The following is a 13081-nucleotide window of genomic DNA, read 5'->3' as shown; positions in this document are numbered from 1 at the left end:
CCCCGCGATCCCGCCGGACCGCACCCGTGCCACCGAGCACCGGGCAAACCGGCACGGGACCTTCACGACAAAGACGCACCACCACCACTGAGGGGGAGCAGCAGGTGAGCATGACGGCCGCCGCCACCGGCGGACCCGGGACGGGAGCCCCTTCCGGGTCCGGCACCGGACTCGGCTTCTGCCGGGTCACCATCGTCGCGCCGGACAGCCGTATCGACGTGGCACTGCCCGACGACGTCCCGGTCGCCGACCTCAGTCCGGAGATCCTCCGGCTCTCCCGGCAGAGCCCCGAAGCGGGCGCCCCGGTCGGTTACCACCTCGTCCGCACCGACGGCACCGTGCTGGACAGCGCCCGCTCCTTCGCCGCCCAGCGCATCCTCGACGGCGAACTGCTCACCCTGCGCCCCTTCGCCGAGTCCCTGCCGCCGGCCGTCTTCGACGACGTCGCCGAGGCCGTCGCCTCCGCCGTCACCAAGCAGCACAGGCTGTGGAGCGGCGACCTGACCCGGGCCGCGGGCCTCGTCGGCGGCGGCGTGCTGCCCGCCCTGCTCGCCTTCGTCGCCTGGACCTCCGACCCGCGCCACGACATGAACGGGCTGGCCGGCATCCTCGCCGCCGTCACCGGCATCCTCCTGGTGGTGCTCTCCGCGGTCCGCGCCCGCGTCTACGACGACCGCGGCTCGGCCGTCGCCCTGGGCCTCGGCGCCCTGCCCAACATCGGCGTCGCGGGCAGCGGGCTGCTGCCGCTCAGCGGCGGCGAGGGCATCGGCAGACTCCAGTTCCTGCTGGCGTGCGCGGCCGTCCTGCTCGCCGGCCTGATCCTCACCCTGAGCTCACCGCACGGCGACGGCCCCTTCGTCGCCTTCGTGTTCGCCTCCGCGATCGCGCTCGTCGTCGTCTTCGTCGCGACCCTCACCGACTGGGCCCCGACCGAGACGGCCGCCCTGTGCGCCCCCGTCGCCGTCGGCGCCCTGGCCTTCCTGCCCGGCATGTCCATGCGTTTCGCCCGGCTGCCGATCGGCTTCGAGAACCCGAGCGGCAACGCCCCCCGCTCCGCCTACGGCGCCGAGTCCGCCGCCCAGGAACCGGTGGACGCCGAGCGCATCGAGGCGCAGGCGCGGCGCGGCCACGAGGTCCTCGTCGGCCTGGTCGGCGGCTGCGCGCTGCTCGCCGTCGGCGCGACGGCCGTCCTCGGCTTCTCCGACGACGTCTGGGCCCAGCTGCTCGCGTTCGCCACCGGCGTCGCCATGCTCATGCGCGCGGGCCTCTTCCGCTACACCGCCCAGGTCGCCTCCGTGCTGGCCGCCGGCCTCGCCTCCCTGGTCCTGCTCGGCCTCGGCCTGGCCCTCAACCCGCCGCAGCACATCATGCGCGCGGCACTGGCCGGCGACCGCACCGACCTCGACATCCGCACCATCTGGCTGATCGCGGTCATCGCCCTGGCCACGGCCCTGGTGACGGCCCTCGGGCTGATCCTGCCGCGCGGCGGGCTGACGCCGTTCTGGGGCCGTTTCCTGGAGATCTGCGAGGGCTTCGTCCTGCTGACCCTCATCCCGCTCACCCTGGCGGTCTTCGACGTGTACGCCAAGGCGCGCGCGATGACCAGCTAGCTGCGGCGCCACGGGGAAGAGGAAGCGGGAGGGGGCGGCACGCGCGCGTACCGCCCCCTCCCGCTTCCGCGTCGCACCCGGCTCACTGCACGTCGAGTCCCCCGTTGTGCGCCATGGGCTTCAGATCGAACTCCCCGTCCCGGGCCCCCAGCACGAACGCCCGCCACTCGGCCTCGGTGTAGCGCAGCACGGTCCCCGGGTCGAGGGAGGACCGCATCGCCACCGCCCCGCCGGGCAGCTGCGCGATCTCCACCCGCTCCTCGTGCTCCTCCGTGCCCGGAGCGCACCGCCACTCGACGCCCGAGATGTCGAGCGCGTACAGCTCGTCGCGCTCGCGCTCCTTGCGCGCCTTGATCTCCGCTTCCGTCTCCGCCATCGTGCAGCGACCCCTTCCCGAGGTAGGTACGGTCCGGCGCTCACCCTAGTGGCCGGTGCCACCCCACCAGCACGGTTCGCCGACCGGGGGCAGGACGCCCGCCGCTGCCTGGTACCCTGAGTGACGGCCGTTTGTGTACGCACCCCCGGAACCGTCGGTGTTCTGGAGGCCGCGCCCAGCGGATCCCGCCTCCCGAGTAACGGAAGCTCCCCCGAGATGCAGACCGGGGGCACTCGGTGGCCACTCACAGACTATGAGGAGTACGCGTGTCGCTCGACGCCGCTACGAAGAAGCAGATCATCGGCGAGTTCGGTACCAAGGAGGGTGACACCGGCTCCCCCGAGGTCCAGGTCGCTCTGCTCTCCCGTCGGATCTCCGACCTGACGGAGCACCTCAAGACCCACAAGCACGACCACCACTCCCGTCGTGGCCTGCTGATCCTGGTCGGTCAGCGCCGTCGCCTTCTCCAGTACCTGGCGAAGAAGGACATCCAGCGCTTCCGTGCGCTGGTCGACCGCCTCGGCATCCGCCGCGGTGCGGCGGGCGCCAAGTAAGACGCCATGAGGGGAGCGGTTTCCCGGACGGATTCGGGGAACCGCTCCCTTTGCCGTATGCGGGGCACCGCCCCGCGCACGGCACCTTCCGCGTGCGGGGCACCGCCGCGCACGAGGAATAGTCCGCGCCGTCGCGGAAACGTGCGGAGTGTCACTCACGCTTTGTAGTGTGGTAGCACAACGCAATACGTACGACACGCAACGGCGTACGACAACAGCACGAGGAGGAGCGCACCAAGCCGCCGCCGGTCCTCGGTAGTGGCCCCCGGGGGGAAGCGAGCCCCGGGTGCTTCGATCGAAGACCGGCCCGCACCGCACGGAGCGCTTCTCCGCCACAGTCCCCCTGCCACACGGGCAGCCAAGGGACGAAAGACGATACGTAACGGAGAAAACGCTAGTGGAGAACGAGACCCACTACGCCGAGGCCGTCATTGACAACGGCACCTTCGGCACCCGCACCATCCGCTTCGAGACGGGCCGCCTGGCCAAGCAGGCCGCCGGCTCCGCCGTGGCGTACCTGGACGACGACACCATGGTGCTGTCGGCCACCACCGCCTCCAAGCAGCCCAAGGATCAGCTCGACTTCTTCCCGCTCACGGTGGACGTCGAGGAGCGGATGTACTCCGCCGGCAAGATCCCCGGCAGCTTCTTCCGCCGTGAGGGCCGTCCCTCCGAGGACGCCATCCTCACCTGCCGTCTGATCGACCGCCCGCTGCGCCCGTCCTTCAAGAAGGGCCTGCGCAACGAGATCCAGGTCGTCGCCACGATCATGGCCCTCAACCCCGACCACCTGTACGACGTCGTGGCCATCAACGCCGCGTCCGCGTCCACGCAGCTGGCCGGTCTGCCCTTCTCCGGCCCGATCGGCGGCGTCCGCGTCGCGCTGATCCGCGGCCAGTGGGTCGCCTTCCCGACCCACACCGAGCTCGAGGACGCCGTCTTCGACATGGTCGTCGCCGGCCGTGTCCTGGAGGACGGCGACGTCGCGATCATGATGGTCGAGGCCGAGGCCACCGAGAAGACCGTCAAGCTGGTCGAGGGCGGCGCCGAGGCGCCGACCGAGGAGGTCGTCGCCGCCGGTCTCGAGGCCGCGAAGCCCTTCATCAAGGTCCTCTGCCGCGCCCAGTCGGACCTCGCCGCCAAGGCCGCCAAGCCGACCGGCGAGTTCCCGATCTTCCTTGACTACAAGGACGACGTCTTCGAGGCCCTGTCCGCCGCGGTCAAGGCCGAGCTCGCCCAGGCGCTCACCATCGCCGGCAAGCAGGAGCGCGAGGCCGAGCTGGACCGCGTCAAGGCCCTGGCCGCCGACAAGCTCCTGCCGGACTTCGAGGGCCGCGAGAAGGAGATCTCCGCCGCGTACCGCTCGCTCACCAAGCAGCTGGTCCGCGAGCGCGTGATCAAGGAGAAGAAGCGCATCGACGGCCGCGGTGTCACCGACATCCGCACCCTGGCCGCCGAGGTCGAGGCCATCCCGCGGGTGCACGGCTCCGCGGTGTTCGAGCGTGGCGAGACCCAGATCCTGGGCGTCACCACCCTCAACATGCTCCGCATGGAGCAGCAGCTGGACACCCTCTCCCCGGTGACCCGCAAGCGCTACATGCACAACTACAACTTCCCGCCGTACTCCACCGGCGAGACCGGCCGCGTCGGCTCCCCCAAGCGCCGCGAGATCGGCCACGGCGCCCTCGCCGAGCGCGCCCTCGTGCCGGTCCTGCCGACGCGCGAGGAGTTCCCCTACGCGATCCGCCAGGTCTCCGAGGCGCTGAGCTCCAACGGCTCGACGTCCATGGGCTCGGTCTGCGCCTCCACCATGTCGCTGCTGAACGCCGGTGTGCCGCTGAAGGCCCCGGTCGCCGGTATCGCCATGGGCCTGATCTCCCAGGAGATCGACGGCGAGACGCACTACGTCACCCTCACCGACATCCTCGGTGCGGAGGACGCCTTCGGCGACATGGACTTCAAGGTCGCCGGCACCAAGGAGTTCGTGACCGCCCTCCAGCTCGACACCAAGCTGGACGGCATCCCGGCCTCCGTCCTGGCCGCGGCCCTCAAGCAGGCCCGCGACGCCCGCCTGCACATCCTCGACGTGATGATGGAGGCCATCGACCGGCCCGACGAGATGAGCCCGCACGCCCCGCGGATCATCACCGTCAAGATCCCGGTCGACAAGATCGGTGAGGTCATCGGCCCCAAGGGCAAGATGATCAACCAGATCCAGGAGGACACCGGCGCCGAGATCACCATCGAGGACGACGGCACGATCTACATCGGTGCCGCCGACGGCCCCTCCGCCGAGGCCGCCCGCGCCACGATCAACGGCATCGCCAACCCGACGATGCCCGAGGTCGGCGAGCGCTACCTGGGTACGGTCGTCAAGACGACCACCTTCGGTGCGTTCGTCTCCCTGCTGCCCGGCAAGGACGGTCTGCTGCACATCTCGCAGATCCGCAAGCTCGCCGGCGGCAAGCGCGTGGAGAACGTCGAGGACGTCCTCGGCGTGGGCCAGAAGGTCCAGGTCGAGATCGCCGAGATCGACTCCCGCGGCAAGCTCTCCCTCGTTCCGGTGATCGAGGGCGAAGAGGGCGACGACGAGGCGAAGGACGACGCCGAGCAGTGACGTCCCGTAGCTCCAAGGTGACGGCCCGCTCCTCCTCGGAGGCGCGGGCCGTCGCCCGTACCCAAACCCTCATCAAGGGCCAGAACGGCATCGGCACGGTCCGCAAGACCACCCTCCCCGGTGGCCTGCGCATCGTCACCGAGACCCTGCCCTCGGTCCGCTCCGCGACCTTCGGCATCTGGGCCCACGTGGGCTCGCGCGACGAGACCCCGTCCCTGAACGGCGCCACCCACTACCTGGAGCACCTGCTCTTCAAGGGCACCGCCCGCCGCAGCGCGCTCGACATCTCCGCCGCGCTCGACGCGGTCGGCGGTGAGATGAACGCGTTCACGGCGAAGGAGTACACGTGCTACTACGCGCGCGTGCTCGACACCGACCTGCCCCTCGCCATCGACGTCGTCTGCGACATGCTGACCGGCTCGCTGATCCTCGAGGACGACGTCGACGTCGAGCGCGGCGCGATCCTCGAAGAGATCGCCATGACCGAGGACGACCCGGGCGACTGCGTGCACGACCTGTTCGCGCACACCATGTTCGGCGACAACGCCCTCGGCCGACCGGTGCTCGGCACGGTCGACACGGTCAACGCGCTCACCGCCGACCGCATCCGCCGCTTCTACAAGAAGCACTACGACCCGACCCACCTCGTGGTCGCCTGCGCCGGCAACATCGACCACAACAAGGTCGTACGCCAGGTCCGCGCGGCCTTCGAGAAGGCCGGGGCCCTGAAGAACCCGGACGCGCGGCCCATCGCCCCGCGCGACGGCCGCCGCAGGATCCGCACCGCCGGCAAGGTCGAGCTGCTGGCCCGCAAGACCGAGCAGGCGCACATCGTCCTCGGCATGCCGGGCCTCGCCCGCACCGACGACCGCCGCTGGGCCATGGGCGTGCTCAACACCGCCCTCGGCGGCGGCATGTCCTCCCGCCTCTTCCAGGAGGTCCGGGAGAAGCGCGGCCTCGCCTACAGCGTGTACTCGTACACCTCGGGCTTCGCCGACTGCGGCCTGTTCGGCGTGTACGCCGGCTGCCGGCCGAGCCAGGTGCACGACGTGCTGCGCATCTGCCGCGACGAACTCGACGAGGTGGCGCAGAACGGCCTCTCGGACGACGAGATCGCCCGCGCCATCGGCCAGCTGAGGGGCTCCACGGTCCTGGGCCTGGAGGACACCGGCGCGCTGATGAACCGCATCGGCAAGAGCGAACTGTGCTGGGGCGAGCAGATGTCCGTGGACGACATGCTGGCGAAGATAGCGGCGGTCACCCCGGACCAGGTCCGCTCGGTCGCCCGCGACATCCTGGGGCAGCGTCCCTCGCTGTCGGTGATCGGCCCGCTCAAGGACAAGCAGGCGTCCCGGCTGCACGACGTGGTCGCCTGAAACACCACCGGTTAGGAAGCAGGAACATGAGCAAGCTGCGCGTGGCGGTCCTCGGTGCCAAGGGCCGGATCGGGTCCGAGGCGGTCAAGGCGGTCGAGGCCGCCGAGGACATGGAACTGGTCGCCGCCCTCGGCCGGGGCGACAAGCTGGAGACGCTGGCGGAGACCGGCGCGCAGGTCGCCGTCGAGCTGACCACCCCGGCCTCGGTCATGGGCAACCTGGACTTCTGCGTGCGCCACGGCATCCACGCGGTGGTCGGCACGACGGGCTGGGACGACGACCGCCTCGCACAGCTGACGGGCTGGCTCGCCCAGTCCCCGGAGACCGGCGTGCTCATCGCTCCGAACTTCTCCATCGGCGCCGTCCTGACCATGAAGTTCGCGCAGATCGCCGCGCCGTACTTCGAATCGGTCGAGGTCGTCGAGCTGCACCACCCGAACAAGGTGGACGCCCCCTCCGGCACCGCCGCGCGCACGGCCCAGCTGATCGCCGAGGCCCGCCGGGCGGCCGGCACGGCCCCGGCGCCGGACGCCACGGTCACGGCCCTGGACGGCGCCCGCGGGGCGAACGTGGACGGCGTCCCGGTCCACTCCGTCCGTCTGCGCGGCCTCCTGGCCCACCAGGAGGTGCTGCTCGGCGGCGAGGGCGAGACCCTCACCGTCCGGCACGACTCGCTGCACCACAGCAGCTTCATGCCGGGCATCCTGCTCGGCGCCCGCCGCGTGGTGACGACTCCGGGCCTGACCTTCGGCCTGGAACACTTCCTGGACCTGAGCTGACACCGTCATGCGAGCCAAGCTGTCCTACGCCGTCACGGCCGCCGTCCTGGTCTTCTACTTCGCCCTGGTCGGCAGCCGCGGTGTCATGCTCATCCAGTCCGGCACGGTCCTGACCGTCACCTTCGGCGTGGCGGTGCTGATCCTGCCGGTCATCGGCCTGTGGTTCCTGTGGAAGAACACCCAGTTCGTCCGCAGGGCCAACGCCCTCGCCGCGGAGCTGGAGGCCGAGGGCGGCCTCCCGGTCGACGAGCTCACCCGTCTGCCCAGCGGCCGCATCGACCGCGACTCGGCCGACGAGGTCTTCGCCAAGCGCAAGGCCGAGACGGAGGCGTCCCCCGACGACTGGCGCTGCTGGTTCCGGCTCGCCGTCGCCTACCACGACGCCCGCGACACCCCACGCGCCCGCAAGGCGATGCAACGGGCCATCGCCCTGCACGACGGCAGGCCGACCCCGGTCTGACCCGCCCGGCACACGGCACACGGAAAGGGGCCGGCCCGCAGCTGACGCGGGCCGGCCCCTTCCGCTTCGCTCGTCGGTATTCGGTGTCGGTACCGGACTTCCGCTTCGCTCGCCGGTATCCCGTTTCGCTCGCCGGTATTCCGTTTCGCTCGCGGGGACCGGAAGCCCGTCGGCACGGGCCGCGCGGTCAGCCGCGCCGGTTCTCCGTCCGGTTCTCCGTCCGGTGGTCCGCCCGGTTCTCCGCCGCCCACGCCTCCACCGTGTCGGCGGCCCGGTCGAACGCGGCCGGGCGGCCCAGGAAGTCCAGGCCGTGCGTGGTCAGCAGCGGCGGGGTGTCCTCGGGCCGCCGGTCCTTGCGTACGAGGGCCAGCGCCTGTCCCTGCACCGTGCGCGGCAGCCCCAGCCAGCGCACCGGCTGCTGCACCGTCCGCACCGAGACAACCCGCGCCCAGGGCACCGTCCGCGTCCCCAGGAGACCGACCCGGCGCAGCCCGCGCCCGCTCACCCACACACCCATGCGCAACAGCCGCAGCGCGCCGGCGACGAGCGCCAGGCCCGCGCCCAGCACGATCCCGGCGGCGGACACCGAGCCGGTCAGCGCGATGAGGACCGCGCCGAACAGGACGAACGAGGCGAGCAGCAGTCCGAGCGCCGCCACCGCGACCCGCCAGGGGCCGGGCCGGTAGGGCCGGCGCCAGTGGTCCGGATCGTCGTACGGCAGCGCACTCTCGGCCGCTGCCTCGAAGGTACGGTCGGCCGTCAGGAAGGGCAGTGGCACGGCTGGTCCTCACTCGCTCCTCGCGCGGGCTGTGCCGTGAGGCTATCCGGCCGTGTTCCCGCCCACCAGCCTTGGGCGTCCGGAAGGGTCAGCCCCCCCCGCGCTCAGCGTCCCTGGGACGCCTGGGACTGCTGAGCCGGCGTACCGGACGGCGTGGAGAGCGCCGGCGTACCGACGATCAGGGCGCCCACCAGCCCGGCCACCAGGGTCAGGCCCAGCAGCCAGCGCCCGGCCATCTCGCCGAAGGACGCCCGCCGCCGGGGCGGGGGAGTGACATTGCTGCGGAACCTTTCCGCCTCGGCCAGGAAGGCGAAGGGTACGGGCTCGCGCCTACGGAACATCGCGGTGCCGCTCCTCTCAGGGGTCGAAGATCGAATGTGCGGGCCTCACCGGTACAGACGAGCGAGTGACACAAAAGGTGCCCATGTCCGAAAAAGTCGCCGGTGCGTCCTCCGGGGCGAGGTCCTGCCCGGGCCCCGGCGGGTGCCCCGTAAGGTGGGCGCGAACCACAGAAGTGATGGGAAGGACCCCAACCCCCGTGACCAGCCCCGAGTCGCTCACGTTCCGTAGTGACGTCACCGTCGAACTGGTGAAGTCCAGCGCTTCGGACGCCGACGTGCTCTTCGCCGCCCGCGTCTCCACCGCCGGCGAGCAGTCCCTGGACGAGCTGAAGAAGGACCCCGAGCGCTCGAAGGGCCTGATCAACTACCTGATGCGCGACCGGCACGGCAGCCCGTTCGAGCACAACTCGATGACGTTCTTCATCAGCGCCCCGATCTTCGTGTTCCGGGAGTTCATGCGGCACCGCGTCGGCTGGTCGTACAACGAGGAGTCCGGCCGCTACCGCGAGCTCCAGCCGGTCTTCTACGTCCCCGACGCCTCCCGCAAGCTCGTCCAGGAGGGCCGTCCCGGCAAGTACGTCTTCGTCGAGGGCACCCCGGCCCAGCACCAGGCCGTGAGCGACACCCTCCGCGAGTCGTACGAGCAGGCGTACGCGGCCTACCAGAAGCTCCTCGCCGAGGGCGTCGCCCGGGAGGTCGCCCGCGCGGCCCTGCCCGTCGGCCTGTACTCCTCCATGTACGCCACCTGCAACGCCCGCTCCCTGATGCACTTCCTCGGCCTGCGCACCCAGCACGAGCTGGCGAAGGTGCCGTCCTTCCCGCAGCGGGAGATCGAGATGGTGGGCGAGAAGATGGAGGCGGAGTGGGCGAAGCTCATGCCGCTGACGTACGCCGCCTTCAATGCGAACGGCCGTGTGGCCCCGTAACGAAGGCTTGTTCCCCTCCCGGGAACGCATGTGCGGATCAGTCTGGCGAAGTGTCCGTATTGCGGCATTTAGAGAAGTTCATCTAGCCTGATCAGACGGACCCGGCACTGCTTGAACCCCCGAGCAGGCAGTGCCGGGTTCCATCTTTGTCCGGACTTTCCCGATACCCCGAGGGCACACCCCGCATCGAGCACCGAGTAGCGTGTTACCCATGGCTCCGACCTCGACTCCGCAGACCCCCTTCGGGCGGGTCCTCACCGCCATGGTCACGCCCTTGACGGCGGACGGCGCACTCGACCTCGACGGCGCGCAGCGGCTCGCCGCCCACCTGGTGGACGCAGGCAACGACGGCCTGATCGTCAACGGCACCACCGGCGAGTCCCCCACCACCAGCGACGCGGAGAAAACGGACCTCGTACGAGCCGTACTGGAGGCGGTCGGCGACCGCGCCCACGTCGTCGCCGGGGTCGGCACCAACGACACCCACCACAGCGTCGAGCTGGCCCGCGAGGCCGAGCGCATCGGCGCACACGGCCTCCTGGTCGTCACGCCGTACTACAACAAGCCCCCGCAGGAGGGCCTGTACCGGCACTTCACGGCCGTCGCCGACGCCACCGGCCTGCCGGTCATGCTCTACGACATCCCCGGGCGCAGCGGTGTCCCGATCAACACCGAGACCCTCGTCCGGCTCGCCGAGCACCCCCGGATCGTCGCCAACAAGGACGCCAAGGGCGACCTCGGCCGCGCGAGCTGGGCCATCGCGCAGTCCGGCCTCGCCTGGTACTCCGGCGACGACATGCTCAACCTCCCGCTGCTCTCCGTGGGCGCGGTCGGCTTCGTCTCGGTCGTCGGCCACCTGGTCACCCCCGACCTGCGCGCCCTGGTGGACGCGTACGTCTCCGGTGACGTCGTCAAGGCCACGGAGATCCACCAGAAGCTGCTCCCGGTGTACACCGGCATGTTCCGCACCCAGGGCGTCATGACCACGAAGGCCGCCCTCGCCCTGCGGGGCCTGCCCGCCGGACCGCTGCGCTCGCCCATGGTCGAGTGCTCGCCGGAGGAGATTGCCCAGCTCAAGATCGATCTTGCCGCCGGCGGGGTACAGCTCTGACAACGGACTTGGCACCACATGAGCTTCACAACTGAAGAACAACAGAGAACAACAGAAGAGACGGGCCACCGGTGCCCGTCGGCACAACGACAACTGCTTCCGCACGAACGTCATGCGCGCCACGTGCCCTACCGGTACGTGGCGCGCGTGGTGAGGAGAGTCTTTTGAGTCATCCGCATCCCGAACTCGGCCCGCCCCCGCCGCTCCCCGAGGGCGGCCTGCGGGTCACCCCGCTCGGCGGCCTCGGCGAGATCGGCCGGAACATGACGGTCTTCGAGTACGGCGGCCGCCTGCTGATCGTCGACTGCGGAGTGCTCTTCCCCGAGGAGGAGCAGCCCGGAATCGACCTGATCCTGCCGGACTTCTCGTCCGTCCGGGACCGCCTCGACGACATCGAGGGCATCGTCCTCACACACGGCCACGAGGACCACATCGGCGGCGTCCCCTTCCTGCTCCGCGAGAAGCCGGACATCCCGCTGATCGGCTCCAAGCTGACCCTCGCCCTCATCGAGGCCAAGCTCCAGGAGCACCGGATCCGCCCGTACACGCTTGAGGTCGCCGAAGGCCACCGCGAGCGCGTCGGCCCCTTCGACTGCGAGTTCATCGCCGTCAACCACTCCATCCCGGACGCCCTGGCCGTGGCCATCCGCACCCCCGCCGGCCTGGTGGTGCACACCGGCGACTTCAAGATGGACCAGCTGCCGCTGGACAATCGCCTCACCGACCTGCACGCCTTCGCGCGGCTGAGCGAGGAGGGCATCGACCTCCTCCTCAGCGACTCCACGAACGCGGAGGTCCCGGGCTTCACCCCGCACGAGCGCGACATCTCCAACGTCCTGCGGCAGGTCTTCGCCGGCGCCCGCAAGCGGATCATCGTGGCGAGCTTCGCCAGCCATGTCCACCGCATCCAGCAGATCCTGGACGCGGCCCACGAGTACGGCCGCCGGGTCGCCTTCGTCGGCCGCTCCATGGTGCGCAACATGGGCATCGCCCGGGATCTGGGCTACCTGAGGGTCCCGCCGGGCCTGGTCGTCGACGTCAGGGCTCTCGACGACCTCCCCGACCACGAGGTGGTCCTGGTCTGCACGGGTTCCCAGGGCGAGCCGATGGCGGCCCTGTCCCGGATGGCCAACCGCGACCACCAGATCCGCATCGTCGACGGCGACACGGTCATCCTCGCGTCCTCGCTGATCCCCGGGAACGAGAACGCGGTGTACCGCGTGATCAACGGCCTGACCCGCTGGGGCGCCAACGTCGTCCACAAGGGCAACGCCAAGGTGCACGTTTCCGGCCACGCGTCCGCGGGCGAGCTGCTGTACTTCTACAACATCTGCCGCCCGCGGAACCTCATGCCGGTCCACGGTGAATGGCGCCACCTGCGGGCCAACGCCGAGCTGGGCGCGCTCACGGGCGTGCCGCACGACCGGATCGTCATCGCCGAGGACGGCGTGGCGGTGGACCTGGTCGAGGGCAAGGCCAAGATCTCCGGCAAGGTCCAGGCCGGTTATGTCTACGTCGACGGCCTGTCCGTCGGCGACGTCGGCGAGCCGGCCCTGAAGGACCGCAAGATCCTCGGCGACGAGGGCATCATCTCGGTCTTCGTGGTGGTGGACGCCTCCACCGGCAAGATCACCGGTGGTCCGCACGTCCAGGCCCGCGGCTCCGGTATCGAGGACGCGGCCTTCGCGGACGTCCTCCCGAAGATCACCGAGGTGCTCGAACGGTCCGCCCAGGACGGCGTCGTGGAGCCCCACCAGCTCCAGCAGCTCATCCGCCGGACCCTCGGCAAGTGGGTCTCCGACACCTACCGCCGCAGGCCGATGATCCTCCCGGTGGTCGTGGAGGTCTGACGGCCCGTCGGTGCCGAACTGGAGCGGGGCGCCTCGATTTGCATCGGGGCGCCCCGCTCCAGTACGTTTACGGCTCCGCCCACCCGGGAACCCCAGTACTTCACGTGCTGGACACGGTCGCCCGGAGCGGGTGGAAATCCGGCTCAGAACTTCTGATAAAGTCGGAACCGCCGGAAAGGGAAACGCGGAAGCGGGAACCTGGAAAGCACCGAGGAAATCGGATCGAGAAAAGATCTGATAGAGTCGGAAACGCAAGACCGAAGGGAAGCGCCCGGAGGAAAGCCCGAGAGGGTGAGTACAAAG

12 protein-coding genes are annotated in these 13081 nt (G+C 70.4%); 9 read left to right on the top strand and 3 right to left on the bottom strand.

Annotated elements, in window-relative coordinates; all coding sequences use genetic code 11:
- Positions 1-110 precede the first annotated feature (110 nt).
- On the top strand, positions 111-1610 hold the full coding sequence (gene eccD, locus ABZ576_RS13665) for a type VII secretion integral membrane protein EccD (RefSeq protein ID WP_360740039.1): 1500 nt from the start codon (positions 111-113) through the stop codon (positions 1608-1610).
- Positions 1611-1692: 82 nt separating this feature from the next.
- Here the strand turns inward: eccD and ABZ576_RS13660 are convergent, their stop codons facing one another.
- Positions 1693-1986, bottom strand: coding sequence for a DUF397 domain-containing protein (locus tag ABZ576_RS13660; protein ID WP_360739619.1), 294 nt, complete (start codon positions 1984-1986; stop codon positions 1693-1695).
- 266 nt (positions 1987-2252) lie between these two features.
- On the opposite strand from ABZ576_RS13660, the gene rpsO reads away from it, so the two are divergent.
- From rpsO to ABZ576_RS13635, 5 genes are all read left to right on the top strand, one after another.
- Positions 2253-2540 carry a 30S ribosomal protein S15 gene (rpsO, locus tag ABZ576_RS13655; RefSeq protein ID WP_030177470.1) on the top strand — a complete coding sequence of 96 codons (288 nt, stop codon included), beginning with the start codon at positions 2253-2255 and terminating at the stop codon, positions 2538-2540.
- Positions 2541-2937: 397 nt separating this feature from the next.
- A complete protein-coding gene (locus ABZ576_RS13650; RefSeq protein ID WP_360739618.1) occupies positions 2938-5157 on the top strand; it encodes a polyribonucleotide nucleotidyltransferase in 2220 nt (739 codons plus the stop codon).
- Positions 5154-6533, top strand: coding sequence for a pitrilysin family protein (locus tag ABZ576_RS13645; protein ID WP_360739617.1), 1380 nt, complete (start codon positions 5154-5156; stop codon positions 6531-6533). The genes ABZ576_RS13650 and ABZ576_RS13645 overlap by 4 nt, the downstream gene beginning before the upstream one ends.
- Positions 6534-6559: 26 nt before the next feature.
- Entirely contained in the window at positions 6560-7312 is a 753-nt protein-coding gene (gene dapB / locus ABZ576_RS13640) for a 4-hydroxy-tetrahydrodipicolinate reductase (RefSeq protein WP_360739615.1), read from the top strand.
- 7 nt (positions 7313-7319) lie between these two features.
- Positions 7320-7772 (top strand): tetratricopeptide repeat protein, encoded by a 453-nt coding sequence (locus ABZ576_RS13635; RefSeq protein WP_360739614.1) that lies wholly within the window; start codon positions 7320-7322, stop codon positions 7770-7772.
- 187 nt (positions 7773-7959) lie between these two features.
- Here the strand turns inward: ABZ576_RS13635 and ABZ576_RS13630 are convergent, their stop codons facing one another.
- Together ABZ576_RS13630 and ABZ576_RS13625 are read right to left on the bottom strand one after the other, a co-directional pair.
- Positions 7960-8550, bottom strand: coding sequence for a hypothetical protein (locus ABZ576_RS13630; RefSeq protein WP_360739613.1), 591 nt, complete (start codon positions 8548-8550; stop codon positions 7960-7962).
- 104 nt (positions 8551-8654) lie between these two features.
- Positions 8655-8891, bottom strand: a complete 237-nt coding sequence (locus ABZ576_RS13625) for a hypothetical protein (protein ID WP_360739612.1) — start codon at positions 8889-8891, stop codon at positions 8655-8657.
- Positions 8892-9067: 176 nt separating this feature from the next.
- Here ABZ576_RS13625 and thyX point away from each other — a divergent pair, with 176 nt between their 5' ends.
- From thyX to ABZ576_RS13610, 3 genes are all read left to right on the top strand, one after another.
- Positions 9068-9817, top strand: a complete 750-nt coding sequence (thyX, locus tag ABZ576_RS13620; protein WP_360739610.1) for an FAD-dependent thymidylate synthase — start codon at positions 9068-9070, stop codon at positions 9815-9817.
- A 211-nt stretch (positions 9818-10028) separates the two neighbouring features.
- Positions 10029-10928 carry a 4-hydroxy-tetrahydrodipicolinate synthase gene (gene dapA / locus ABZ576_RS13615; protein WP_360739609.1) on the top strand — a complete coding sequence of 300 codons (900 nt, stop codon included), beginning with the start codon at positions 10029-10031 and terminating at the stop codon, positions 10926-10928.
- Between the two features lie 164 nt (positions 10929-11092).
- Positions 11093-12778 carry a ribonuclease J gene (locus ABZ576_RS13610; RefSeq protein WP_360739607.1) on the top strand — a complete coding sequence of 562 codons (1686 nt, stop codon included), beginning with the start codon at positions 11093-11095 and terminating at the stop codon, positions 12776-12778.
- Positions 12779-13081: the final 303 nt, after the last annotated feature.

Origin of the sequence: Streptomyces sp. NPDC013455 (assembly GCF_040632975.1) — a bacterium.
Taxonomy (GTDB): Bacteria; Actinomycetota; Actinomycetes; order Streptomycetales; family Streptomycetaceae; genus Streptomyces.
The sequence above is the reverse complement of the archived record's forward strand: the minus strand, read 5'-3'. Positions and strand labels throughout refer to the sequence as shown.